Raw genomic sequence first — 25,786 nt, 5'->3', positions numbered from 1 at the left:
CTATGTTGGTCATTGGGGGGCAAATTCCGGCTAGACAATCATCGGTGAGCTGTAGCGCCCAACAAATTTTATGCGGTAAGCACCGCCATTGCGCTTACCTGCAAATTGAGCTTACTGTTGGGCGGTGGATTGCTAATAAGGTCTAACCACCATCTAACCAGTAAGCGTCAAAATAGCTAACATACTCCGCACCGGGTCTAATCAACACTTTATAGAATAGCATGAAATTCAAACGGCTCCTTCTCACTTTCCTCGCTCTTTTAACGCAAATCTCAGCCTTATTTGCACAATCGATTGAGTTGGTAAATCCCATTATGACGGGCTTCTACCCCGATCCTAGCGTCATTCGAGTAGGCACGGATTACTACTTGGTTAACTCTACCTTTTCCTATTTTCCAGGCATTCCGGTGATGCATAGCAAGGACCTGAAAAACTGGAAGCAGATTGGAAATGTCATCAGTCGGCCTTCGCAAATGAACTTCATGGGCGACCGGATGACCCGTGGGTTATTTGCTCCGGCCATTGAGCACCATAATGGCACGTTTTACGTCACCTGCACACTCATTGACCACAAGGGCAATTTTGTGGTGACGGCCAAAAATCCTGCTGGCCCGTGGAGCGACCCGATTTTTTTACCAGAGGTAAAGGGCATCGACCCTTCCTTGTTTTTTGAAGGCGACAAAGCCTATGTTATCTATAACAGCGACCCGCCAAACAATGTGTCCCTGTATTCTGGCCACCGCACCATCAAGATTATCGAGCTCGATCCCGTGAAGCTGCAAACCGTGGGCGAGGCCAAAATCCTGGTCAACGGCGGCGTCGATTTGAGCAAAAAGCCGGTCTGGATTGAAGGACCGCACATCATGAAGCGCAACAACTGGTATTACCTGTATGCGGCCGAAGGCGGTACGTCGGTAAATCATACGGAGGTGGTGTTCCGCAGCAAGTCGCCGCTAGGGCCGTACATGCCTTACGAGAAAAACCCCATTCTCTCGCAGCGGGAGCTGCCTAAAGATCGCAAAGACCCTATCACATCGGCAGGACACGCGCAGTTTGTGGACGGGCCCGATGGGCAGACCTACGCCATCTTCCTGGCGGTACGGCCTTACGAAGGCAACCATTACAATACGGGCCGGGAGACGTTTATCGTACCCGTAGTATGGAAAGACGAGTGGCCGGTGATGGACCCCGGCCCTGGCGGCGTGCAGTATTCATACACGGCGAAGTTTCCCGAGGTAAAACAGCCGGGCGCCCGGCCACAGAGCGGCAATTTCAGCTACACCCTCACCTTCGACAAGGAGCTTGACCCGGCGCTGTTGTTCATGCGCACAGTGGACAGCACGAACTTTTCGCTGAGTAAAGACAAAGGGCTCACGCTAAAGCTGAAGCCGGAAACCTGCTCGGAGCTCGGCAACCCGGCCTTCATTGGCAAGCGCCAACAGCACCTGTATGGCAGCGCCGAAACGGAGTTGAGTTTCTCGGCTAAGGCGGAGAATGAAACCTCTGGCCTAGTGGTCTTTCAGGATGAAAAGCACTTTTACTACCTATGCAAATCGGTTGAAAAAGGCCAGCCAGTGATGCAGCTGTTCAAGAGTACCGACGAGCCAAAGAAGATGGAGCCGCTGGCAAAAGCGCCTTTGAAAGCTGCGGCGGGCAAAGTTCAATTACGCATTAGAGCAGAGGGCGATACCTACAGTTTCCATTTTTCGGAAAACGGCAAAGCCTGGACGCTGCTCAAAGACAAAGTAGACGCGCGCTTCCTGAGCACGCAAACGGCGGGGGGCTTTATTGGCTGTCTGTTCGGTATGTACGGCACGTCGGCCGGCCAGCCCACCGTCAATACAGCCTCTTTCAAGTGGCTGAAATACGAGGGTCACGACCCGATGTACAAGAAATAGAGCGCAACGCCCGCGTAACGTCACGCCCCTGATTTCTAGCTGCTTAGTTGATGAACTTACCTTTCAAACTCCCTCAGCGCCTCAAGAGTGGTGGCCTGCTTTTGCTATCTCTGCTGTCTATCGGCTTGGGCGACGGCCTAGCGCAGCGCGCGCCCAAGCCGACGCGCTCGGCTTCAAGGGGGGCTTTTTATACGGGAAAATACCCCAATCTGCTCCGGGAAGCGGGCTACAGCCAGGCCGACATCGATAAGAAGGTGACCCAAACCTATCAGGCGCTTTTTGAAGGAGCCAACCGAATTTACTTCGAAGTAGGTGATTCGATGGCCTACGTTTCTGACCTGAAAAACCATGATGTCCGGACGGAGGGAGTTTCCTATGGGATGATGATAGCCGTGCAGTTGAATAAGAAGGAGGTGTTTGACCGCATTTGGCGCTGGTCGAAAAGGTACCTGCAACACCAGGAAGGGCCTTTGAAAGGGTATTTTGCCTGGAGCCTCAATCCGGCCACGATGAAGCGCAACTCCGAAGGACCGGCTTCCGATGGTGAGCTGTACTTCGTGACCAGCCTGCTGTTTGCCTCCAACCGCTGGGGCAACGCCACGGGCATCAACTACTACCAGGAAGCTCGCAACATTCTGGATGCGATGTGGAAAAAGGACGGGACCGGTGATGTGTACAACCTGATTAACACCGAGCACAAGCAAATCACCTTTGTACCCGTCGGCGACATGTATAACTGGACCGACCCTTCCTACCACGTGCCGGCTTTTATGGAAGTGTGGGCCGAGTATGCTAAGGACGGACACGAGCAATTCTACCGGGCCTGCGCCGATACGTCGCGGGCGTTTCTGCGCCGCGCTTGCGACCCAGTCACCGGCCTCAATTACGACTACACCGAGTTTAGCGGCAAGCCCCACGCAACCAAGTGGGCGCCGCCCGCCTTCCGCTACGATTCGTGGCGGGTGCCTATGAACATTGCCATGGATTACGTGTGGTTTGGCAAGGATAAGACCTGGCAGGAGCAGTACGCCCAGCGTTTTCAGGGCTTCCTGCGCAGCAAGGGCATCAACACCTTCGAGGACCAGTTCAACGTGGACGGCTCGCGGCCCGATTTTATTCTGCAAGCCGGCAACGTCAAGAAGCTGCGGCACTCGCTGGGCCTGGTGGCTACATCCGCCTCGGCCTCCCTGGCCAGTCAGGACAAGCAGAAGCTGGATTTTGTGCGCGCCCTCTGGGATGCCAAGCTGGAGCCATACGAGGATGGCTACTTCGACCCTTATTACGACGGCATTTTATACCTGTTTAGCTTGATGCATTTGAGCGGAAAATACCAGGCTATAAAGCCTCAGCAGCGCTAAAAAACTCGAACGCATATACGCTTTTTCTATGGGGGGCTTTTTCAGTAAACTCGGATTGAGCTGCGGAATATTCTGCGCGCTGGTTGCTCGTTTTCCGCTTTCTGCGCAAACTAAGCAGGCGCAGAATCCTGTAATTTTTGCCGACGTGCCGGATCTGTCGATGATTCGGGTGGGGGGCAATTATTACATGAGCAGCACAACCATGCACATGAGTCCGGGCGTGCCGATTATGAAGTCCACGGATTTGGTGAACTGGCGCCTGGTAAGCTACGCCTACGACACCCTGGCCTCGAACGACGCCATGAACCTGGCTAACGGCCAAAGCACGTATGGCCGCGGCTCGTGGGCAAGCAGCCTGCGCTTTCACAACGGCACGTACTACGTGTCCACGTTTGCTCAAACTTCTGGCCGAACGCATATCTATTTCACTAAGAACATCGAAAAAGGCCCCTGGAAGGCGGTGTCGTTCAAGCCCAGCTACCACGACCATTCCCTGTTCTTCGACGACGACGGCCGGGTGTACCTGGTATATGGCGGCGGCAAGCTGCGGCTGGTGGAACTGACCGCCGACGCCTCTGGCGTGAAGCCCGGCACCACGGAACAGGTACTGATTGAAAATGCCGGTGCGCCAGCCGGCCCCAATACTGGCCTGCCCGCCGAAGGCTCGCAGCTCTTCAAAATCAAGGGCAAATACTACCTCTTCAACATTGTGTGGCCCAAAGGTGGCATGCGCACAGTCGTTGTTCACCGGGCCGACAAGCTAACGGGCCCCTACGAAGGCCGGGTGGCCTTGCAGGACCTGGGCGTAGCCCAAGGCGGCCTCATCGACACACCCGACGGGCAGTGGTACTCCTACTTATTCCGTGATTTTGGGGCGGTAGGCCGCATTCCGTATCTGGTGCCGGTAACATGGGCGGATGGCTGGCCCGTGCTGGGCACGGGGGGCAAAGTGCCCGAAACGCTAGCCTTGCCCGCTAGCAAAGGGCTGATTCCCGGCCTCGTGGCGTCGGATGATTTCAGCCGGCGGCCGGGCGCGCCGGCCCTGCCCTTAGTGTGGCAGTGGAACCACAACCCCGACAACGCGCTCTGGTCGCTCACCAACCGCAAAGGCTACTTGCGCCTGAAAACCGGCCGCGTGGATACCTCCTTTGTCCTGGCCCGCAACACGCTCACCCAGCGCACCATCGGGCCCACGTGCTCTGGGGCTACCGCCCTGGATGTCTCGCAATTAAAAGACGGCGACTTCGCCGGCCTCGCGCTGCTACAAAAGCGCTACGGGCTGGTAGGAGTGAAGCGCACAAAGGATACGAAGTCCATTGTGATGGTGAGTGCGGAATCGGAAAAACCCGTGGAAATACAGCGCGTGCCGCTGACGCAGAATAAAATCTATTTCAAGGCCGAATGTGATTTTACGGACCGCAAAGACGTCGCTGTTTTCTTCTACAGCCTCGACGGTAAAGCCTGGCAAAAAATAGGCGCGCCGCTTAAAATGGCATACACGCTGCCACATTTTATGGGCTACCGATTTGGGCTTTTTAACTACGCCTCAAAAAATGCCGGCGGCTATGCTGACTTTGATTATTTCACCATTTCAGAGCAGATCAGCAAAGAATAAAAGAACGTCATGCAGAGCGGAGCGAAGCATCTCGCGTGCTGACGCAGGATTAGCAATCCCACTAAACACGCGAGATGCTTCGCTCCGCTCTGCATGACAATATGCATTCATTCAATAAGACATCAAATGATAAAACATAAGCTCTGGTATCTGCTGGTTGCATTGGTCTTTGTTAGCGCAGCGGCCAGCGCGCAGAACCCTTTTATCACCGATCAATTCACAGCTGACCCAACAGCGCGCGTATTCAACGGGCGGGTGTACGTGTATCCGTCGCACGATATTCGGGCCACTCCCGGGCACGGGCGGGCCGGCTGGTTTGTGATGGAGGACTACCACGTGTTTTCGTCCGCTAACCTGACCGATTGGACCGACCACGGCGTCATCGTGACCCAAAACAAGGTGCCCTGGGTGAAGCCCAACAGCTACAGCATGTGGGCCCCGGACTGCATCTACCGCAACGGCAAATACTACTTCTACTTCCCGACTACTCCCAAAGACACGACGGTCATCAAAGGCTTCACCATCGGCGTAGCCGTGGCTGACAAACCCACCGGACCATTCGTGCCGCAGCCGCTGCCCATCAAGGGCGTGCGCGGCATCGACCCAAACGTGTTCATCGATAAGGATGGACAGGCGTATTTGTACTGGTCGCAGGGAGAGATTTTCGGCGCCAAGCTCAAAGAAAATATGCTGGAGCTAGCCTCTGAGGTTAAAACTTTGGGGGAATTGCCCACTAAGGGCTTGAAAGAAGGCCCATATGTATTCGAACGCCAAGGCACGTATTACCTCACCTATCCGCACGTAGCCAACAAAACTGAACGCCTTGAATACGCTACCAGTACCAGTCCGCTGGGACCCTTTACCGTGAAGGGCGTCATCATGGACGAGTCGCCCACGGGCTGCTGGACTAACCACCATTCCCTGCTGGAGTTTAAGAACCAGTGGTACCTGTTTTACCACCACAATGATTTGTCGCCCAACTTCGACAAGAATCGCTCGGTCAGAATCGATAGCTTGTCCTTCGCGCCCGATGGTTCCATCCGGAAAGTGCAGCCCACGCTACGCGGCGTTGGCCTGACCGATGCCAAGCAGAAAATCCAGCTGGACCGCTACAGCCGTCTGAGCCCTGGCGGCGCCTCCATTGCCTTCCTGGATACCGCGAACAAGTTTCAAGGCTGGAAAACCGTATTGGCCACTAACCAGGGCTGGGTGCAATACAATGGGGTAGCCTTCGGCAAACAGGCGCTGAAGACGGTAACCATGCGCGTTGCCGCTACGGCTAACGCCACAGTGCAAATTAGGATGGATGGCGCCACCGGCCCCATGCTGGCTCAGGTTACCGTGCCGAAAGGCAGCCAATGGCAGGAAATAAAAGCCCCCCTGTCCGCCTTCAAGCCCGGTACCCATACGCTAGTGGTGGCGTCCCAAACGAATACACCCGTTGAAATTGACTGGATCAGATTTGAGTAAGCGGCGAAAAAGCCCCCAATGCTCAACCGTCTGATTTGCCCCCCAGCCACCCGTTCTGCAAGACTTTCCTTCCAAGCTATGAGAAACATATATGCTGTCATCTTAGGGATTCTGTTGCTGAACACAAGCAATTCTCTGGCCCAGCCGACCGTGAAGGAAGCGCCAAAGGGCTTCGACCAGCCCACGGCGGGTATTGCCACCGGCAAGCTGGATAGCATCAGCTATACTTCGAAAACGGTGGGCACGGTGCGCAAGGCGCTGGTGTACACACCGCCGGGCTACTCCAAAAGGAAGAAGTACCCGGTGCTCTACCTGCTGCACGGCATCGGGGGCGACGAAAAAGAGTGGCTCAGAGGTGGGCGTCCGCAGGTGATTCTGGATAATCTGTACGCGGCGGGAAAGCTCAAGCCCATGCTGGTGGTGATGCCCAACGGCCGGGCCATGAAAGACGACCGACCCGTGGGTAATGTATTCAGCCCCGAGAAAGTAGCCGCGTTTGCCAACTTCGAGCAAGACCTGCTGACCGACCTTATCCCCTACATCGAAAAGAAGTACCCCGTGCTTACCAACCGCGAGAACCGGGCCGTGGCCGGGCTGTCCATGGGCGGGGGGCAGTCCCTGAATTTTGGGCTGGGCAACCTGGATAAATTTGCCTGGGTGGGGGGCTTTTCTTCGGCTCCGAATACCAAAATGCCCGAGCAATTGGTGCCCGACCCCGCGAAAGCTAAAAAGCAACTCAAGCTCCTCTGGATTTCGTGCGGCGACCAAGACGGCTTGGTGCCCATCAGCCAGCGCACCCACGATTACCTGTACGAGCACAATGTGCCGCACGTGTACTACCTCGAAGCGGGTGGGCACGATTTCAAGGTCTGGAAAAACGGGCTGTACATGTTTTCGCAGTTTCTATTTAAGCCGGTCGATACGGCGGCACTGCCCACCTACACAGTGCTGGGCGCGCCGGCTGCTACCAACGTGCGCAACGCGAAATACCCTCAGATTCTGCCCGATAACCGCGCCGTATTTCGCCTGAAAGCTCCCGGCGTGCAGCAGGCGCAGCTAGATCTGGGCCGTAAATACGAAATGGTAAAAGACAGCAGCGGCACCTGGACCGTGACCACCGATACGCTGAGCCGGGGCCTGCACTACTACTCCCTAGTACTTGACGGCCTACCCGTAGCCGACCCGGCCAGCGACACTTTCTACGGCATGGGACGCATGGCCAGCGGCATCGAGATTCCCGGCCGCGGCACCAGCTTTTACGCCCTGCGCGACGTGCCCCACGGCGAGATGCGGATGAAGCGTTTTTTCTCCAAAGTCACCAATTCGTGGCGGCAATTCTATGTGTATACGCCGCCAGGCTACGACGCCAACCCGGCCACTAAGTACCCCGTGCTCTACCTGCTGCATGGGGGCGGCGAAGACGAAACCGGCTGGGCCAAACAGGGCAAAACCGATTTGATTCTGGACAACCTCATTGCCGATAAAAAAGCCAAACCCATGCTCGTAGTGATGCTGGACGGTAATATGGGCGGCCCTGGTGGCCTGGCCGGCTTCGGTGAGCAAACCCTAAAACGCTTTGAAGACGAGCTGAGACAGACTGTGTTGCCAGTGGTAGAAAGCAGCTACCGAGTAGCCGCCGGAGCTAACAACCGGGCCTTGGCGGGCTTGTCGATGGGGGGCTTGCAAACGCTCTACGCCGGCATCAAAAACACGGACATGTTCCAGTATCTGGGCGTGTTCAGCTCGGGCTTTTTTGCTAACAACCCCCAACTCTCCGATCCGCAGTATGCCTTCATGAAAGCCAATGCAAGCACCATCAACTCCAACCTCAAGCAGCTGTGGCTCTCGATGGGCGGGCCGGAGGACATTGCTTACGCCAACAACAAAGTGATGCGAGCAAAAATGGATGAGCTAGGTATCAAATACGTGTATAGCGAATACCCCGGCGGCCACACCTGGCCCGTGTGGCGGCACGATTTGTATCTGTTTGCCCAGAAGCTGTTTTAGCCAAATCGAGATACCTACTTCACATCTAATCCACGTTTCCCTTGCGAATTAGAGAACGGATAAGGAAGCTTCGCTGGCTCTGGGGGGCTTTTTTGCTCTTGCTTTGCTGGACTAGCGGGCCGTTAGCGGTAGCCGGGGTAAAGCCCGCGCCGACCCCGCTGCGGCTGTGGTACGACCGGCCCGCTGCCAACTGGAACGAGGCGCTTCCCCTCGGCAACGGCCGCCTGGGAGTGATGGTGTTTGGCGCGCCAGAACGCGAACGGCTCCAGCTGAACGAGGAAACCATCTGGGCGGGCGGACCCAACAACAACGTGAAGCCCGATGCTTTGCCAGTAATTCAGCAACTGCGGACGCAGCTGCTGGCCGGGCAGTTGCAAGACGCTCAGACCCTGGCGCAGACCCAGATGCAACCTGCCGGCAACAGCGGCATGCCCTACCAAATGGCTGCCAACCTGTACCTGAGTTTTCCCGGTCACGAACAAGTCGCGCACTATAAGCGCGACCTGGATATCGGCCGCGCCGTAGCCTCGGTCAGCTATGAGCTTGGCGGTGTGAGCTACCGGCGCGAGGTGTTCAGCTCTCTGCCCGACCAAGTGATAATCGTGCGCCTTACGGCCAGCCAACCGGGCAAAATTAGCTGCCAGCTTGGCGCGGAAAGCTTGATGCAACATGCCCTGCGCATCGAAAACGACCAGTTGGTGCTCGATGGCCGCGGCAGTGAGCACGAAGGGCAGGAAGGAAAAATTCGCTTCCAGACGCGGGTGCAGGTTGTGGCCGACGGCGGCACCGTGCTAACCACCGCCGCGGGCATCGGCATCGAGCGCGCCAATAGCGCCACGCTCTACATTTCCATCGGGACCAACTTCAACAACTACCACGACGTGAGCGGCAATGCCGCCGAGCGGGCCACCGCTTACCTGGCAAAGGCCGTGGGCAAACCCTATAAGCAAGCGCTGGCTGACCACATTGCAGCTTATCAGCGCTACTTTAACCGCGTGACGCTGAACTTAGGCGTGACGCCTGCGGCCCAGCTACCCACCAATCAGCGCCTCGAAAACTTTGCGCAAGGTCACGACCCAGCACTGGCAGCGCTGTATTTTCAATATGGTCGCTATTTGCTTATCAGCTCGTCGCAGCCGGGCGGGCAGCCGGTCAACCTGCAAGGCATCTGGAATGACCAGCTAAAGGGCCCCTGGGACAGCAAGTACACGGTGAACATCAACACCGAGATGAACTACTGGCCGGCCGAAGTCACTAATTTGACGGAGCTGCATCAGCCCTTGTTTGCGATGCTCAAAGACCTGAGCGTGACTGGCCAGCAGAGCGCCCGCCAGATGTACGGGGCCCGGGGCTGGATGCTGCACCACAACACCGATATCTGGCGCATCACGGGGCAGGTAGACCCGCCGCAGTACGGACTCTGGCCTATGGGCGGGGCCTGGCTCAGCCAGCACTTCTGGGACCATTACCAGTTCACCGGCGACGAGCAGTTTTTGCGCGAATACTACCCTGTGCTGAAAGGCGCAGCCACTTATCTGGTAGATGCCTTGCAAGAGGAACCGACCAATAAGTGGCTGGTAGTAGCCCCATCAGTGTCGCCCGAAAATACGTATTCACTTCAGGGCAAGCGCATTGCCATCGTGGCCGGCACTACGATGGACAACCAGCTGGTGTTCGACCTGTTCTCGAAAACCATTCGGGCTGCCGAGATACTCCGCCTCGACCAGCCCTTTGCCGATACCCTGCGCGCCCTGCGCGAGCGGCTGCCGCCTATGCACATCGGGCAGTACGGACAGGTGCAGGAATGGCTGCAAGATGTGGACGACCCTAGCGACAAGCACCGTCACATATCTCACCTGTACGGGCTGTACCCGAGCGGCCAGATTTCGCCCTACCGCACGCCCGAGTTGTTTGAGGCCGCCCGCACCACGCTCACCCAGCGCGGCGACGCGTCCACGGGTTGGTCGATGGGCTGGAAAGTGAATTTTTGGGCCCGGATGCAGGATGGCAACCACGCCTACAAGCTGCTCACGGAGCAACTGCACTTACGCTCTGGCGCGGGCGGCAACTCGGGCGAAGGCGGCGGTACGTATCCTAATCTGCTCGACGCTCACCCTCCGTTCCAGATTGATGGCAACTTTGGCTGCACAGCCGGTCTAGCAGAGCTGTTGGTGCAGAGCTACGACGGAGCCATTGATCTGCTGCCCGCCCTGCCCGACGCGTGGCCGACGGGCGAAGTAACGGGCTTAGTCGCTCGTGGTGGCTACGTGGTGGACCTAGCCTGGAATCAGGGCAAAATCACGCGCGTGCGCATTACCTCGCGTCTGGGGGGCAATTGTCGGGTGCGGGTGCATAGTCCCGTGGTAGTTGCTGGGCGCACAAACCTGCGCCCAGCGCAGGGCGAAAACCCCAACCCGTTTTATCAGACCCCTGCCATAAAAGCCCCCCAAGTATCCGAAAAAGCCCCCCAGCGTCAACCCGCGCTGCCCGCGTCATTTGTGTATGATTTTCCTACTAAAGCTGGTAAAACCTACGAATTGCAGGCCCAATAATCTTTCAGCCACGACTCCCTCTCCATACGGCTCTGCCCTCCATCCTGATTCTATGAAAATGATCTTTCGCACATCAGCTATACTCTTTCTTGTCTTAGTAACTGCGACCGGCCTGCTAGCGCAAAACCCCATTATCCGCGACGTATTTACTGCCGACCCAGCTCCGCTAGTGTACCGCGATACGCTGTTTCTCTACACCAGCCACGATACGGCCTCAGTGAAGGAAACCAACTACAAAATGCCCGACTGGCGAATCTATTCCACCACCGACATGGTGCACTGGAAAGACTACGGCAAGCGCCTCTCGCCCCGGACCTTCGCTTGGGCTACCGGCGACGCCTACGCGGCGCAGTGCGTGTACCACAACGGCAAGTTCTACTGGTTTGTATCCACGTTTCACAAGAAAGATGACAACAGCCAGGGCGGCGCGGCCATCGGCGTAGCCGTGTCGGATAGACCTACCGGGCCGTTCAAGGATGCCATTGGCAAAGCGCTTATTACCAATGAAATGACCAAGGACAAGCCCCACGCCTGGGACGACATTGACCCCACCGTTTTCGTGGACGACGACAAGCAGGTGTATATGTATTGGGGCAACTTAAGCTGCCGCTGGGTAAAGCTCAAAGACAACCTAACCGAGCTGGCTGGCCCCATCACTGTTCTGAATATCAAAAACTACATCGAAGGCCCCTGGGTGTACAAGCGCAAAAAACTGTACTACTTGGTGTACGCCAGCGAGGGCACCAAGCCCGAAATGATTGAGTACTGCACGGCTCCCAGCGCCACCGGCCCGTGGACGTACCGGGGTATCATCCAGGAAAATGTACCCAATAGCTTCACCACCCACCCCGGCATCATCGATTACAAGGGCAAAAGCTACTTCTTCTACCACAACGGTTCCCTACCCACTGGCGGCAGCTACCGCCGCTCCATCTGCGTCGACTACCTAAACTACAACCCGGACGGCACAATCCAGCCGATAGTGCAAACTACCAAAGGCGTCGCGCCGGTGAAGTAGCCGGAACCATCGTTTAGTCATGCAGTAGCCGGCGGCTTGATCTTTATACATATTCACTTCCATCACATGATACGCTCTTTTTTTACTGAATCATTGCTGCGCTGGCGCCTGAGGCTGGGCCGGCAAGGCGTGGTACTAGCCTTGCTCGGCTGCTATCTGCTCAACTCGACCGAAGTTAGCGCGGAGGTACGCCTGCCGCGGCTGGTCAGCGACGGTATGATACTCCAGCGCGACACCAAGCTGACGGTGTGGGGCTGGGGGGCAAAAGACGAGAAGATAACGCTCAGCTTCAAGAATAAAACCTACTCTGCCACTACTGGCGCCGATGGCAAATGGACGGTTACGCTGCCGGCTCAACCAGCGGGCGGGCCATATACGATGGCCATTGCCGCCAACAACCGCATTGAGTTAAAGGATATTCTGGTGGGCGACGTGTGGGTGTGCGGCGGCCAGTCGAATATGGAAACACCCATGAGTCGCCTGCGCGACAAGTTTCCCGAAGAAGTAGCCTCGGCCAACAACCCCCGCATCCGCCAGTTTGTGGTGCCCCTAACCTATGCCTTCAAGGGGCCTAAAGCCGACCTGACGGGCGGCACTTGGATAGGGGTTAGTCCGCAAAGTATTGGGCAGTTTTCGGGAGTAGCGTACTTTTTTGCCAAAGATCTGTACGCCAAGTATCAGGTACCCATTGGCTTGATCCGAAACGCGGTAGGTGGCTCGCCGGCTGAGGCGTGGCTGAGCGCCGAGGCCCTTAAGCAGTTTCCAACTTATCAGCAGCAGGGCGAGAAGTATAAAGACAGCACCTTGGTAGCCAGCATTCAGCAGCAGGATAGGGCCAACTCCAGCGCGTGGTATAAGCGCCTCTATCAGGCTGACCAAGGCGAAGCACCCGGCCAAACGAAGTGGTCGTCGCCCGACTATACTGCTGCTGGCTGGGCCACCATGAACGTGCCCGGTTACTGGGCCGACCAAACGCCGCTGGGACCGGTAAATGGTGTGCTCTGGTTTCGGAAGGAAGTGGAAGTGCCGGCCGAAATGGTAGGCAAGCCCGCCCGCCTGGAGCTGGGCACCCTCGTCGATGCCGATTCCACTTATATCAACGGACAGCTGGTGGGCACTACGGGCTATCAGTACCCGCCGCGCAAGTACGACTTTGGCCCCGGTGTATTGAAGACGGGCAAGAACGTCATTGTGGTGCGCATCATCAGCAACGGCGGGCGCGGGGGCTTCACCCTGGATAAGCAATACCAGCTCAGTGCTGGGGGGCAAATTCTGGATCTGCGCGGACCCTGGCAATACAAGCTGGGTGCCACGCTGCCGCCCGCTCCCGGTAGTACCTCTTTTCAGAATCAGCCTGGGGGCTTTTTAATGGTATGGTAGCGCCGCTGCTGCCGTATGCTATCAAGGGCGTCATCTGGTTTCAGGGCGAGTCCAACACGGGCAAACCCCAGGAATACCAGCAGCTTTTTTCGGCCGTGATTACTGATTGGCGCAAGCAGTGGCAGCGCCCAACGCTGCCGTTTCTGTACGTGCAGCTCGCCAACTTTATGGCCACCAAATCCCAGCCGAGCGAAAGCAACTGGGCCGAACTGCGCGAGTCCCAGCGCAAAACCCTGAAGTTGCCTAATACCGCTATGGCCGTAGCCATCGACGTGGGCGAGTGGAACGATATTCACCCCTTGGATAAGCAAACCGTTGGTAAGCGCCTTGCCCTGGCCGCCCGCCAAGCAGCTTATGGTGAAAAGAAGCTGGTCGCGTCTGGCCCGCTATATCAATCGATGCAGGTGAAAGGCAACAAGGCAGTGCTCCAGTTTTCCAACGTGGGAAGTGGTTTGGTGGCCAAAGGTGGCGGGCCACTAAAGCAGTTCGCCGTAGCTGGCGCTGATAAAAAATTCGTGTGGGCCCAGGCCCGTATTGAGGGTAATACAGTCGTCGTGTGGCACGACCAAGTACCAGTGCCTGCATTCGTTCGCTACGCCTGGGCTGACAACCCGGAAGGTGCCAACCTTTATAATAAGGAAGGATTACCGGCTTCTCCATTTGAGACCACGGTCGCGCCAGCTTCGCCTTAATCGTTATTGAATAACGCAGGGATTGTATACGTAACTCATTTGCAAATGGTACTATTCTGTAAGCTTTCCTGCATAAATAGTCAGCTACCTAAAAGCGTTGCGTTTGACTATTTGAAGATATTTTACGAAATAAAATTGTTGTTCTTTTTCCTATCGCAACCGTTTCCGAAAACGGTTGCGGTATTTTTATTCACAATCCAAGCTTTTTTGGCCATATTTATAAAGTCAGTAATCGAAGCTTGTAGTGTATATTCGGATACCGAACTGCAAAGAGGCTAACAGCAACCCCCCGTTAGTCTTGTAAGATAGATCGTTGTTGAATCTCTTGTGAATTGAACTTTACCGTACACAAGGGTTGATTGCTCCGCGCTAACCTATCCTTCTTTTTAATCCCATCCCACCCATGAAATACCTGCTCGGGTACGATATAGGCAGTTCATCCATTAAAGTTGCCTTACTCAGCATAGACACCGGCAAGTGCGTGGCCAGCGTCACGTCGCCGAAGAAGGAAATGGAGATAATGGCGGAGGTAGTCGGCTGGGCGGAGCAACGGCCCGAACGCTGGTGGCAGGAAGTGGTGAACGCCACCCGTGAGTTGAAAAGCGAGTACGGCTTCGACGCTTCACTGGTGGCCGGCATCGGTATTACCTATCAAATGCACGGCCTTGTGCTGCTCGACAAAAACGGTAAGGTGTTACGCCCCGCCATCATTTGGTGCGACAGCCGCGCCGTAGAATTTGGCAATCAGGCGTTTGCGGAGCTAGGAGAGGATTATTGCCTCCAAAACTTCCTGAACTCGCCTGGTAACTTCACGGCCTCCAAGCTTAAATGGGTAAAGGAAAACGAGCCCGCTATCTACGAGCAGATTTATAAGATTCAGCTGCCCGGCGATTACATCGCCTACCAGCTCACGGGCCAGATGCAGACGACCGTATCGGGCTTGTCGGAGGGCGTTTTCTGGAATTTTCGGGAGCAGGCAGTCGCCCAGGATTTACTCGATTATTACGGCATCAGCCGCGACCTGCTACCCGAGGTAGTCGACACATTTGCCCCCAGGGCCAGCTTACGGCCGAAGCGGCTTTAGAATTAGGACTACACGCGGGCACGCCCATCAGCTACCGCGCCGGCGACCAGCCTAACAATGCCTTCTCCCTCAACGTGTTGCAGCCCGGCGAAATAGCCGCCACGGCCGGCACATCGGGCGTCGTATACGGCATCACCGATCAGCCCGCGTCCGATCCGCACTCGCGCGTCAATGCGTTTGCCCACGTGAACAGCACGATCGAGCAACCGCGTAATGGCGTGCTGATGTGCATGAACGGCACGGGTATTTTGAATAGCTGGCTGCGAAAAGTGGTAGGCGAAATGCCTTACGACCAGATGAACCAGTTGGCCGCGCAAGCGCCGGTTGGATCTGAAGGACTGCTGTTTTTGCCCTTCGGTAATGGTGCCGAGCGTATTCTGGAAAACCGGCCCACCGACGCTGAGCTGCGCGGCTTGAGCTTCAATATCCACTCGCAGGCCCATGTGTTGCGCGCCGCCCAGGAGGGAATCGTCTTTGCGTTGAACTACGGCATGGACATCATGCGCAGTATGGGCGTACAAGTACAAAAGGTGCGCGCCGGCAACGCCAATATGTTTCTGAGCCCAGTGTTCCGCGAAGCTTTCGTAAACACCGGCAACGTGACCCTGGAACTCTACAACACGGACGCTGCCCAAGGTGCCGCCCGTGGCGCCGGTATTGGAGTAGGGGTATACGCCAGCCCAGCCGAAGCTTTCGGCAGCTTGGAGCGCATTCTGACGCTGGAGCCCACTCCGGAGCTGCAAACCCAATATCAATCGGCCTACGCCCGCTGGCACAAGGTCCTTACTCAACAGATTCTTTCAACCACAACCACCCAGACAGATGTCGTCCAACACTCTTTCTAAAACGGAATTTTTTAAAGGCATTGACACGATTCGCTTCGAAGGACGCGAGTCAGACAATCCGCTAGCCTTCAAATGGTACGACGAGAACCGTGTCGTGGGGGGCAAAACGATGAAGGAGCACTTGCGCTTCGCCGTATCATATTGGCACACGTTCACCGGTACGGGCGGCGACCCATTCGGGCCTGGCACTAAGAGCTTTGCCTGGGATTCGCACCACGAAATCATCAACCGCGCCAAGGATAAAATGGATGCGGCCTTCGAGTTTTTCACCAAGCTCGGCACGCCGTACTACTGCTTCCACGACATCGACTTGGTAGACGAAGGCGACTCGCTAGCTGAGTACGAGCGCAACCTGCAGGCCATTGTAGACTACGCGAAGGAGCACCAGGCGGCCAGCGGCATAAAGCTGCTGTGGGGCACAGCTAACGTGTTTTCGCACCCGCGCTACATGAATGGCGCCAGCACCAACCCTGACTTTCAGGTGGTAGCTCACGCCGCCACGCAGGTGAAAAACTCCATGGACGCGACTATCGCGCTGGGTGGAGAAGGCTATACGTTCTGGGGTGGCCGTGAGGGTTACATGACCCTGCTCAACACCAATATGAAGCGGGAACTCGACCACATGGGCCGCTTCCTCAGCACGGCCCGCGATTACGCGCGCAAGCAAGGTTTTCAGGGCAAATTCTTTATCGAGCCTAAGCCCGCCGAGCCCACCAAGCACCAGTATGACTTCGACGCGGCCACGGTTATCGGCTTCCTGAAAGAGTACGGCCTGGAGAATGACTTCATGCTGAATCTGGAAACCAACCACGCCACGCTGGCCGGCCACACTTTCCAACATGAGCTGCAAGTAGCCGCCGATGCCAACATGCTCGGCAGCATGGACGCCAACCGCGGCGACTACCAGAACGGCTGGGATACCGACCAGTTCCCGAACAACATCAACGAGCTAACTGAGTGCATGCTCATCATCCTGGAGCACGGCGGCATTAAGCCCGGTGGCATCAACTTCGATGCTAAAACGCGCCGTAATTCTACGGACCTGGAGGACATTTTCGTAGCGCACATCAGCGGCATGGATACGTTTGCCCGCGCTCTGGTAACGGCTAACGATATTTTGGAAAAGTCGCCTTACCGTAAGTTCCGCACGGAGCGCTACGCCTCGTTTGATAGTGGCGACGGTGCTGCCTTCGAGAAAGGCCAACTAAGCCTAGAAGACCTGCGCACCATCGCCCATAAATCAGGTGAGCCAGTGATGCGCAGCGGTAAGCAAGAGTGGCTGGAAGCCATTATCAACCAATACATCTAAAACGAGTAAAACCGAACCGGCTGGCTGCTTGGGTGGGAATTTTTGTGGCCGGCCGGGGACGTTTTACAACTTAATGTAGCGCAGTATGATTGATCAGCAAATATCAGTAGAAGAGCAAAGTGTAAGCACCATCCGCCTCTTGTCGGTGGATATGGTGCAGAAGGCTAATTCCGGTCATCCGGGCCTGCCGCTGGGGGCCGCGCCTATGGCATACGTGCTATGGTCGCGGTTTTTGCGTTTTAATCCGCAAGACCCTGCTTGGCCCGACCGCGACCGGTTTGTGCTGTCGGCGGGCCACGGCTCGGCGCTGCTGTATAGCCTGCTGCATCTGTACGGCTACGACTTGCCGCTCGAGGAACTCAAGAACTTCCGCCAGCTGCACTCCAAAACCCCGGGCCACCCAGAGTCTAACATTACGGCCGGCGTGGAAGTAACCACGGGCCCGCTGGGTCAAGGCTTCGCCAATGGCGTGGGCATGGCCATGGCGGAAGCGCATTTGGCCGCCATGTACAATAAGGAAGGCCACGAAGTAGTAAATCATTACACCTACGCTATTGTGAGCGATGGTGACTTGATGGAGGGCATTGCGGCCGAAGCTGCTTCGCTTGCTGGCCACCTAAAGCTGGGCAAGCTCATCTACCTCTACGACGACAACGACATTAGCCTCGACGGGCCTACCAGTCTGTCTTACACCGAGGACCCGTTGATGCGCTTCGAGGCTTATGGCTGGCATACCCAGCGCGTGATGGACGGCAACGACCTAGACGGTATCGAGCAAGCTATCCGCGCGGCCCAAGCCGAAACCGACCGGCCTTCCCTGATTTCTATTAAGACGATTATTGGCTACGGCAGTCCGCAGAAAGGCACCAGCAAAGTGCACGGCAGCCCATTAGGCGACGAAAATGTGCGCAAGGCCAAGGAGTTTTTTGGCTGGAACCCAGACGAGTCGTTTGTGGTGCCTGATGAGGTGCGCCAACACTTGGCTGAACCCGGCCAGCGCGGCGCTCAGCTGCAGCAGGAGTGGCAGCAAAAGTTTGAAGCCTACCAACAGCAGTTTAAGCAGGAAAGCGAGCTGTTCCTAACATCTTTTGCCAGCGATCTGCCCGCTGGTTGGGATGCGGAGCTGCCCGTTTTCTCGCCCGCCGATGGTGCTCTGGCCACCCGCCAAGCGTCGGGCAAGGCGCTGGGTGCGTTGAAAAAAACGATTCCCTTCCTCTTCGGGGGCTCGGCCGACTTGGCTAGCTCCAACGAAATGCCCCCGGTGGCGACCTGAGCTTCCAGCCGGGCAGCTATGAGAAAACGAACATCTGGTTTGGCGTGCGCGAGCACGCCATGGGCGGCGCCCTCAACGGCATGTCGCGCCACGGTGGCGTGCGCGTGTACGGCGGCACCTTCCTCACCTTCTCCGACTATATGCGGGGGGCAATTCGCCTCACTGCCCTAGCCGAATCGGCCGTTACGTTTGTCTTCACCCACGATAGTATCGGCCTGGGCGAAGATGGACCCACGCACCAGCCGGTAGAGCAGGTGGCCGCGCTGCGCACCATTCCCAACATTATTGTGCTGCGCCCTGCCGACGCCAACGAAACGGTAGAGTCGTGGCGCGTTGCCATGACCAAGCCCGCCTCGCCTGTAGTGCTTATTCTGTCGCGCCAGAAGCTGCCCACCTTGGATCAAGAGAAGTACGGCTCAGCGCGCGAAGGCGTGGCCAAAGGTGCTTACATTCTGAGCGAAGCTGATGGTGGCAAGCCCCAGCTAATACTAATTGCAACCGGCTCGGAAGTGTCACTAGCTATGCAGGCTCAGCAGGAGCTGCAAAAGCAAGGCATTGCGGCGCGGGTCGTGAGTATGCCGAGCTGGGAACTGTTTGAGCAGCAGGATAAAGCCTACCAGCAGCAAGTGCTGCCGCCGGCCGTGCGCAAGCGCGTTACCATTGAAGCTGGTTCGCCCATTGGCTGGCACAAGTACGCGACCGATGAAGGCACCGTGATCAGCATGAATCGTTTCGGTGAGTCGGGTCCGGGTGAGGAGGTAATGGCCATGTTTGGCTTTACGGTGGAGAATGTGGTGGAGAAGGCCAAAGCGTTATTGCAAGACCAGCCTGCTGAAACTGAACCCAAGGAAATCCTTTCTTAAGTCTTAAGGAATTCTTTACAGGCTTAAAAAAGGGGGCATGCAGAGAGGCGCGAAGCATCTTGCGTGTTTAGTGGGAGTACTAACCTCTCATCAGCACGCGAGATGCTTGGCCCTGCATGACCGTCTTTTTCAGCAATCATTTCCCAATTCAGAAGTAAGTCTAATGACCAAACTGCATCCGAACCGACCGCTGGGGGCTTTTTTGAGATGGATACGCCACGGTTTTCCCTGCGCAAGTGGGGAAAAAAAGTTGGGCTCCTAGCCGGGCTCGGGCTTGGCTTAACTATTCATGCCGCCGCCCAAACGGTGCAGGTAACGGTGCAGCCCGGCGACCCGAAGCTGCAAATCAGCAAGCACATCTACGGGCATTTTGCTGAGCATTTGGGCCGCTGTATTTACGATGGCTTTTGGGTGGATGAAAAGCTGAACGTGCCCAAGCAAGGCCGCATCCGCATGGATATCGTGGAGGCGCTGCGCAAGATTAAAGTGCCCAATCTGCGCTGGCCCGGTGGCTGCTTCGCCGATACCTACCACTGGCGCGACGGCGTGGGCCCCACAGCCCAACGGCCTAAGATGCTGAATATGTGGTGGGGTAACAACCTGGAAGACAATAGCTTCGGGACCCACGAATTTCTGGAACTATGCAAACTGCTGGGCACCGAACCATACTTGGCGGCCAACGTGGGCAGCGGTACGGTGCAGGAAATGGCCGGCTGGATGGAATACCTGAACTCCAACGACGACACGCCGCTGGTACTGGAGCGACGCAAAAACGGCCACCCGGAGCCGTACAAAGTGACGTGGTGGGGTATTGGGAACGAAAGCTGGGGCTGCGGCGGCAACATGACCGCCGAATACTACACCGACGTGTACAAGCGCTACGCCACCTTCGCTCATAATTACCCCGCCTCGCCGCCGCTCAAGAAAATCGTGAGCGGAGCCAACGGTGACGACGCCCACTGGACGGAAACGTGCATGAAAAACATTCCGCTTAACCAGATGTGGGGCCTCACGCTGCATCAGTACACGCTGCCCACCGGCAGCTGGACGGGCAGCAAGGGCAAAGCCACCGGCTTCAACGAGCAGGAGTACTTCAACACCATGAAGAACTGCCTGAAAATGGAAGCCGTGGTGACTAAGCACGCCGCCATCATGGACAAATACGACAAGGACAAGAAGGTAGCCTTACTGGTAGACGAATGGGGCGTGTGGACCGACGTGGAGCCCGGCACTAATCCTGGCTTTTTGTTTCAGCAAAACTCCCTACGCGACGCGCTGGTAGCCGGTACCACGCTCAACATCTTCAACAACCACTGCGACCGGGTGCGGGGGGCAAATTTGGCCCAAGCCGTGAACGTGCTGCAAGCCCTCGTCTTGACCGACAAGGAAAAGATGTTGCTCACGCCCACTTACCACGTCTTCGACTTGTATCAGGTGCACCAAGATGCCCAGTATTTGCCCCTGCAATTCACTAGCCCTGATTATGTGATGGGCAACGACAAAGTGCCGGCGCTGAACGCTTCCGCCTCCAAAGATGCCAGCGGCGCGGTGCACATCTCACTGGTAAATCTGGACACCAAAAAGACCCTCAAGCTGGAAACCGCCCTGGCCGGCGTAACCTGGAAAAACGTGACCGGCCGGATTCTGACTTCGGCTAAAGTCAATGATTACAACAGCTTTGATAATCCCAATAAAGTGAAGCTGGGGGGCTTTTCTGGTGCTAAAAAGCGCGGCGGAAATCTAGCCGTAGAGCTGCCGCCCCAATCGGTAGTAATGCTGGAGCTGAAGTAACAACCTCTTGATGCTACCATAATCCGTATCTGTTTCTCCGTTGATATTACGCTTCCATGAGCATCAAAAAAACCTTTACATACGCCGTCTTGGCTAGTGTTTCGCTAGGCTTTATTCAGAAGTCTGAGCCAACCCTAAAGGATGCGTTTAAGCAAGACTTTTACGTCGGTGCCGCGCTCAACTACAAGCAGGTTAATGGTCAGGATACCAAGGCCATTGCGTTGATTAAGCAGCAGTTCAATACGATCAGCCCCGAGAATCTGCTCAAGTGGGGATCCGTTCACCCACAGCCAGATACATATAACTTTAAGCCCGCCGACGATTACGTGAAATTCGGGCAGGACAACAAGATGTTCATCGTGGGGCACACGCTTATGTGGCATCAGCAAACGCCTAAGTGGGTGTTTGAGGACGCGACCGGCAAACCAGCATCCCGAGAGGTAGTACTGAAGCGTCTAGAAGACCACATCAATGCCGTCGTAGGGCGCTATAAAGGTAAAATTGGGGGCTGGGACGTAGTCAACGAGGCCATCGACGACCAGCAGGGCGACTTGCGCAAAACCAAGTGGCTGGAGATTATCGGGGAAGATTTCGCTGCCAAAGCCTTTGAGTACGCCCACAAAGCTGATCCTAAAACCGAGTTGTACTACAACGATTACAGCCTCTACCGCCCCGAAAAGCGGGAAGGAACAATCAAGCTGGTCAAAGGCCTGCAAGCCAAAGGCATCAAGGTAGCAGCCATCGGTATGCAGGGCCATTACGGCTTAACAAAGCCAAGCATTGAGCAGATAGAAGAGAGTATCGTGGCCTTCTCGAAGCTTGGGGTTAAGGTCAACTTTACGGAACTGGACATTGATGTGCTGCCCAACCCCAGCCGGCGCCAGGGCGCGGACATCGCCGAGACCTTCGCCACCGATGCGAAATACAACGTGTATACGACCGGTCTGCCCGACTCCGTACAGCAAAAGCTGACGAAACGCTACGCCGACCTATTCGCCCTCTTTCGCAAGCACCGCGATGTCGTTGACCGCATCACTTTGTGGGGCGTAACCGACCACGATTCTTGGCTAAACGACTGGCCTATCAGGGGCCGCACCAGCTACCCGTTGTTGTTTGACCGCCAATACCAGCCCAAGCCCGCTTTCCAGGCGGTAGTGCAGACAGCAAAGAACAAAATGTAGAACGCGTTCTGCGAGAGCTAGAAGATTAAAAGCTAGGAAACTAAATAACTAGGAAACTAGCTCCCCTCCTCAGTTGAGGAGGGGTTGGGGGTGGTTGAAAACGCTAGAACAATGTTAGAACTAAAAACTAGAACTAGTGTCGTTCAACGATTGATCAACCACCCCCAGCCCCTCCTCGACTGAGGAGGGGAGCTAGTTATAGTCTTCGCCATAACCTTAGATTTTCGCTCTGCCTATTTCCACCCAAAGCTATGTTACTCAAACCTATCCAACTGTACTTTTACTGGCGCCGCAAGTGGCAGCTACCGATGCTGCTTGTGCTGCTAGCAACGCTGCCCACGTTGGCTGGCCCAACAGTACCTGGCGCCGAAGTGTACGTTTCGAGCCAGAAAGGAAAAGGTGGCTTTACCTTAGCGGCGGGGGGCAAAACTGCTGCTCTATATGCCAGCAACACTGATTGGCCGGGCGTGCTGCGTGCTGCCAAGGACTTGCAGGCTGACATCAACCGCGTTACTAAGCTCACGCCCACGTTTATAACTGATAAAGCGCCGGCTGGAAAGGAAGTAGTGCTGATCGGGACGCTCGGAAAAAGCCCCCTGATTGATGGGCTGGTAAAGGCGAAAAAGCTCGATGTGTCGGGTGTGGCGGGCAAGTGGGAAACCTTTCTGCTGCAAGTAGTAGAGCAGCCTATGCCGGGCGTAGATCGCGCCTTGGTTATTGCCGGCAGCGACAAGCGCGGCACCATCTTCGGCATCTATGATTTGTCGGCCCAGATAGGCGTGTCGCCGTGGTATTGGTGGGCCGATGTGCCCACACCCCAGCAACAGGCTTTGTACGTGGCGCCCGGCCGACATACCCAAGGCGAGCCAAAAGTGAAATACCGGGGCATCTTTATCAACGACGAAGCACCGGCCATGCAAGGCTGGGCGACGGAGAAGTTTGGGGGGCTAAATTCCAAGATGTACACCCACATGTTTGAGCTGATTCTGCGGCTCAAGGGCAATTACCTGTGGCCCGCCATGTGGGGAAATATGTTCAGCGTGAATGACCTGCAAAACCCCGTGTTGGCCGATGAATATGGGATTGTGATGGGCACCTCGCACCATGAGCCGCTCACCAGAGCCCACGCTGAGTGGGAAAAAGCTGGCAAAGGTGCTTGGAACTACCAAACCAACGCGGCGGCCTTGCAGGAATTTTGGCGGGGCGGCATCAAGCGCATGGGCACTCGCGAAAACATCGTGACCATAGGTATGCGCGGCGACGGCGACGAGCCTATGAGCGAGGGCAGCAACATTGCCTTGCTGGAAAAGATAGTAGCTGATCAGCGCAAAATCATTGCGGAAGAAACCGGCAAGCCCGCCGAGCAAACGCCCCAGATGTGGGCTCTCTACAAAGAGGTTCAGGATTACTACGACAAAGGCATGCGCGTGCCCGACGACGTGACCCTACTGCTCTGCGACGACAACTGGGGCAACATCCGCAAGCTGCCCAAGCTAGGTGACAAGCCCCGCAAAGGTGGCTACGGCATCTACTATCACTATGATTATGTAGGAGGCCCGCGCAACTACAAGTGGCTCAACACGAACCCAATTCCGCGTATCTGGGAGCAGATGCACCTAGCGCACGAGTACGGCGCCAACCAAATCTGGATAGTGAACGTGGGCGACCTAAAGCCCATGGAATTCCCCATCAGCTTCTTCCTCGACTACGCCTGGAACCCTGATAAGATCGGTGCCAACCAAATTGACGACTATACCCGGCAGTGGGCCACTCAGCAGTTTGGCGCCAAACACGCCGCGGCCATTGCTGATATTCTGGCTAAGTATGCCAAGTACAACTCGCGCCGCAAGCCGGAATTGTTGAATGAAAAAACGTATAGCCTGACCAACTACCGCGAGTTTGAAACGGTAGTAGCCGACTACAATAAGCTGTTGGTGGAGACGGAGCAACTAAACGAAAAAATGCCCCCCGAGCACCGCGACGCGTATTTCCAGTTGGTGCTACACCCCGTAAAAGCCTGCGCCAACCTAAACGAGATGTACTATACGGTGGCGCAAAATCACCTGTACGCCCAGCAGGGCCGCGCCAGTACCAACGATCTGGCCGCTAAAGCTAAGCAACTGTTTGAGCGCGATGCCGAGATTTCGCGCTACTACAACCAGACGATGGCCAAGGGCAAGTGGAACCATATGATGGACCAGACCCACATTGGCTATACGTATTGGCAGCAGCCCCCACCGATAAAATGCCCGAAGTAAAACAGCTGACTCCTGCCGCCACCGCCGACATGGGCGTGGCCATTGAAGGTGCCGAAGCCGCTTGGCCCCAACAAACGAGCGAAGCGGTATTGCCAGCTTTCAACTCTTATCAACAAAACACGCGCTGCATTGAGGTATTCAACCGCGGCACGGTACCTTTTGACTTCACGGTAGGAACTGGCAAACCGTGGCTGCGCGTCACTAAACCAGTCAAGCTGGAAAAGGAGCAACGCTTGCTCGTTAGCGTTGATTGGAGCAAAGCGCCCGCCGGTACCACGCGCGTGCCCATCACCATCAGCGGCCCGAATAATAAGCAAGTCGTAGTGCAAGCGGTGGTGGAAAATGCGGCGGGGGGCAAATCTAATCTAGCGAAAGGCTTTGTGGAGGCTGATGGCTATGTGTCCATAGAAGCCGAGCATTACAGCCAAGCCGTGAACGGCAGCACGGTCAAGTGGCAAACCATTCCAGACCTGGGCCGCACTCTTTCGGGCGTAACGGTTTTCCCTAGAACCATTACTGCCCAGACACCCGGCGCAAACAGCCCACATCTACAGTACCGAGTGCAACTAACGGGCAGCGGCCCTGTGACGGTACAAGCGTATTTGGCCCCCACCCTCGACTTTACCAATACCACCGGCTTGCGCTACGCTGTGTCGTTTGATGACGAAGCACCGCAGATAGTCAACCTACATACTGGCCTAAACCCGGATAATGGCAATCGTCCGTGGGAGCAGGCAGTGGCAAATAATATCATCATTAAAACCTCCAGCCACACGCTGGCCAAGCCCGGCGAGCATGTGCTGAAATTCTGGCTTGTCGACCCTGGCGTAGTACTGCAAAAGCTAGTAGTAGACCGCGGTGGCGTGAAGCCGAGCTACCTCGGACCACCCGAAAGCTTCTCCGGCGCTACGCCCGCGCCAAAAGCGGCTGATGCATCCAAGGGCAGCGTGGGCCAGCGCTAGTTTGTTGGCGCTGTCATACACAAAAAAAGCCTCCCACTGGGGGGGCTTTTTTTGTGTATGACAGCGCCTCCCATGGGTATCTACACCTCAACGGATAAATTAGCTACAGTTATTCGTCAGCTAGGTTGGCTTTATATCCCGAATAATTGCTTTAACAACTTAAACTATACCGATTTACAGAAATTTGCTGTCTGCTGCCTGTGCTGCTTTTCTAACTTAAAAACAGGCGC

Annotated in this window: 16 protein-coding genes and 1 pseudogene; all 17 read left to right on the top strand. The window is 56.1% G+C overall.

What is annotated here, in order from left to right:
* Positions 1-221: 221 nt before the first annotated feature.
* The 17 genes and pseudogenes from EPD59_RS20465 to EPD59_RS23915 all read left to right on the top strand — a co-directional run bounded on the left by EPD59_RS20465 (position 222) and on the right by EPD59_RS23915 (position 25,556).
* Entirely contained in the window at positions 222-1,898 is a 1,677-nt protein-coding gene (locus EPD59_RS20465) for a glycoside hydrolase family 43 protein (RefSeq protein ID WP_133274397.1), read from the top strand.
* A 50-nt stretch (positions 1,899-1,948) separates the two neighbouring features.
* Positions 1,949-3,256 carry a glycosyl hydrolase family 8 gene (locus tag EPD59_RS20460; RefSeq protein ID WP_133274396.1) on the top strand — a complete coding sequence of 436 codons (1,308 nt, stop codon included), beginning with the start codon at positions 1,949-1,951 and terminating at the stop codon, positions 3,254-3,256.
* A gap of 28 nt (positions 3,257-3,284) precedes the next feature.
* Complete coding sequence (locus tag EPD59_RS20455) at positions 3,285-4,871, top strand: glycoside hydrolase family 43 protein (protein WP_133274395.1); 1,587 nt, start codon at positions 3,285-3,287, stop codon at positions 4,869-4,871.
* A 126-nt stretch (positions 4,872-4,997) separates the two neighbouring features.
* Positions 4,998-6,341: a family 43 glycosylhydrolase gene (locus EPD59_RS20450; RefSeq protein ID WP_133274394.1), complete on the top strand. Its 1,344-nt coding sequence runs from the start codon at positions 4,998-5,000 to the stop codon at positions 6,339-6,341.
* A gap of 78 nt (positions 6,342-6,419) precedes the next feature.
* Positions 6,420-8,348, top strand: coding sequence for an alpha/beta hydrolase-fold protein (locus EPD59_RS20445; RefSeq protein ID WP_133274393.1), 1,929 nt, complete (start codon positions 6,420-6,422; stop codon positions 8,346-8,348).
* A 98-nt stretch (positions 8,349-8,446) separates the two neighbouring features.
* Positions 8,447-10,900, top strand: coding sequence for a glycoside hydrolase family 95 protein (locus EPD59_RS20440; RefSeq protein ID WP_133274392.1), 2,454 nt, complete (start codon positions 8,447-8,449; stop codon positions 10,898-10,900).
* A gap of 52 nt (positions 10,901-10,952) precedes the next feature.
* Positions 10,953-11,918 (top strand): glycoside hydrolase family 43 protein, encoded by a 966-nt coding sequence (locus EPD59_RS20435; RefSeq protein ID WP_240731536.1) that lies wholly within the window; start codon positions 10,953-10,955, stop codon positions 11,916-11,918.
* 66 nt (positions 11,919-11,984) lie between these two features.
* Entirely contained in the window at positions 11,985-13,298 is a 1,314-nt protein-coding gene (locus EPD59_RS20430) for a sialate O-acetylesterase (protein ID WP_317128416.1), read from the top strand.
* Positions 13,292-13,990 (top strand): sialate O-acetylesterase, encoded by a 699-nt coding sequence (locus EPD59_RS23935; RefSeq protein ID WP_317128415.1) that lies wholly within the window; start codon positions 13,292-13,294, stop codon positions 13,988-13,990. Before EPD59_RS20430 ends, EPD59_RS23935 begins: the two co-directional genes overlap by 7 nt.
* Positions 13,991-14,393: 403 nt before the next feature.
* Positions 14,394-15,919, top strand: a pseudogene (locus EPD59_RS24255) (xylulokinase).
* The gene (gene xylA / locus EPD59_RS20420; protein ID WP_133274391.1) at positions 15,897-17,228 is read left to right on the top strand and encodes a xylose isomerase; all 1,332 of its coding nucleotides are present in this window, start codon (positions 15,897-15,899) and stop codon (positions 17,226-17,228) included. Before EPD59_RS24255 ends, xylA begins: the two are co-directional and overlap by 23 nt.
* Before the next feature lie 85 nt (positions 17,229-17,313).
* On the top strand, positions 17,314-18,501 hold the full coding sequence (locus EPD59_RS22980) for a transketolase family protein (RefSeq protein WP_240731535.1): 1,188 nt from the start codon (positions 17,314-17,316) through the stop codon (positions 18,499-18,501).
* A gap of 44 nt (positions 18,502-18,545) precedes the next feature.
* The gene (locus tag EPD59_RS22975; RefSeq protein ID WP_240731534.1) at positions 18,546-19,364 is read left to right on the top strand and encodes a transketolase-like TK C-terminal-containing protein; all 819 of its coding nucleotides are present in this window, start codon (positions 18,546-18,548) and stop codon (positions 19,362-19,364) included.
* Between the two features lie 207 nt (positions 19,365-19,571).
* The gene (locus tag EPD59_RS20410) at positions 19,572-21,155 is read left to right on the top strand and encodes an alpha-N-arabinofuranosidase (RefSeq protein WP_133274390.1); all 1,584 of its coding nucleotides are present in this window, start codon (positions 19,572-19,574) and stop codon (positions 21,153-21,155) included.
* A 56-nt stretch (positions 21,156-21,211) separates the two neighbouring features.
* Positions 21,212-22,336 carry an endo-1,4-beta-xylanase gene (locus EPD59_RS20405; protein ID WP_133274389.1) on the top strand — a complete coding sequence of 375 codons (1,125 nt, stop codon included), beginning with the start codon at positions 21,212-21,214 and terminating at the stop codon, positions 22,334-22,336.
* A gap of 251 nt (positions 22,337-22,587) precedes the next feature.
* Positions 22,588-24,594, top strand: a complete 2,007-nt coding sequence (locus EPD59_RS23920) for a glycosyl hydrolase 115 family protein (protein WP_317128412.1) — start codon at positions 22,588-22,590, stop codon at positions 24,592-24,594.
* Positions 24,582-25,556, top strand: coding sequence for a hypothetical protein (locus EPD59_RS23915; RefSeq protein ID WP_317128411.1), 975 nt, complete (start codon positions 24,582-24,584; stop codon positions 25,554-25,556). The genes EPD59_RS23920 and EPD59_RS23915 overlap by 13 nt, the downstream gene beginning before the upstream one ends.
* The last annotated feature ends 230 nt before the right edge of the window (positions 25,557-25,786 follow it).

It is taken from the genome of Hymenobacter radiodurans (assembly GCF_004355185.1).
Taxonomy (GTDB): domain Bacteria; phylum Bacteroidota; class Bacteroidia; order Cytophagales; family Hymenobacteraceae; genus Hymenobacter; species Hymenobacter radiodurans.
The sequence above is the reverse complement of the archived record's forward strand: the minus strand, read 5'-3'. Positions and strand labels throughout refer to the sequence as shown.

Coding starts and splice junctions, on each gene's coding strand:
- EPD59_RS20465 (WP_133274397.1), top strand. CDS start 222: ATGAAATTCAAACGGCTCCTTCTCACTTTCCTCGCTCTTTTAACGCAA.
- EPD59_RS20460 (WP_133274396.1), top strand. CDS start 1,949: ATGAACTTACCTTTCAAACTCCCTCAGCGCCTCAAGAGTGGTGGCCTG.
- EPD59_RS20455 (WP_133274395.1), top strand. CDS start 3,285: ATGGGGGGCTTTTTCAGTAAACTCGGATTGAGCTGCGGAATATTCTGC.
- EPD59_RS20450 (WP_133274394.1), top strand. CDS start 4,998: ATGATAAAACATAAGCTCTGGTATCTGCTGGTTGCATTGGTCTTTGTT.
- EPD59_RS20445 (WP_133274393.1), top strand. CDS start 6,420: ATGAGAAACATATATGCTGTCATCTTAGGGATTCTGTTGCTGAACACA.
- EPD59_RS20435 (WP_240731536.1), top strand. CDS start 10,953: ATGAAAATGATCTTTCGCACATCAGCTATACTCTTTCTTGTCTTAGTA.
- EPD59_RS20430 (WP_317128416.1), top strand. CDS start 11,985: ATGATACGCTCTTTTTTTACTGAATCATTGCTGCGCTGGCGCCTGAGG.
- EPD59_RS23935 (WP_317128415.1), top strand. CDS start 13,292: ATGGTAGCGCCGCTGCTGCCGTATGCTATCAAGGGCGTCATCTGGTTT.
- xylA (WP_133274391.1), top strand. CDS start 15,897: ATGTCGTCCAACACTCTTTCTAAAACGGAATTTTTTAAAGGCATTGAC.
- EPD59_RS22980 (WP_240731535.1), top strand. CDS start 17,314: ATGATTGATCAGCAAATATCAGTAGAAGAGCAAAGTGTAAGCACCATC.
- EPD59_RS20410 (WP_133274390.1), top strand. CDS start 19,572: ATGGATACGCCACGGTTTTCCCTGCGCAAGTGGGGAAAAAAAGTTGGG.
- EPD59_RS20405 (WP_133274389.1), top strand. CDS start 21,212: ATGAGCATCAAAAAAACCTTTACATACGCCGTCTTGGCTAGTGTTTCG.
- EPD59_RS23920 (WP_317128412.1), top strand. CDS start 22,588: ATGTTACTCAAACCTATCCAACTGTACTTTTACTGGCGCCGCAAGTGG.
- EPD59_RS23915 (WP_317128411.1), top strand. CDS start 24,582: ATGCCCGAAGTAAAACAGCTGACTCCTGCCGCCACCGCCGACATGGGC.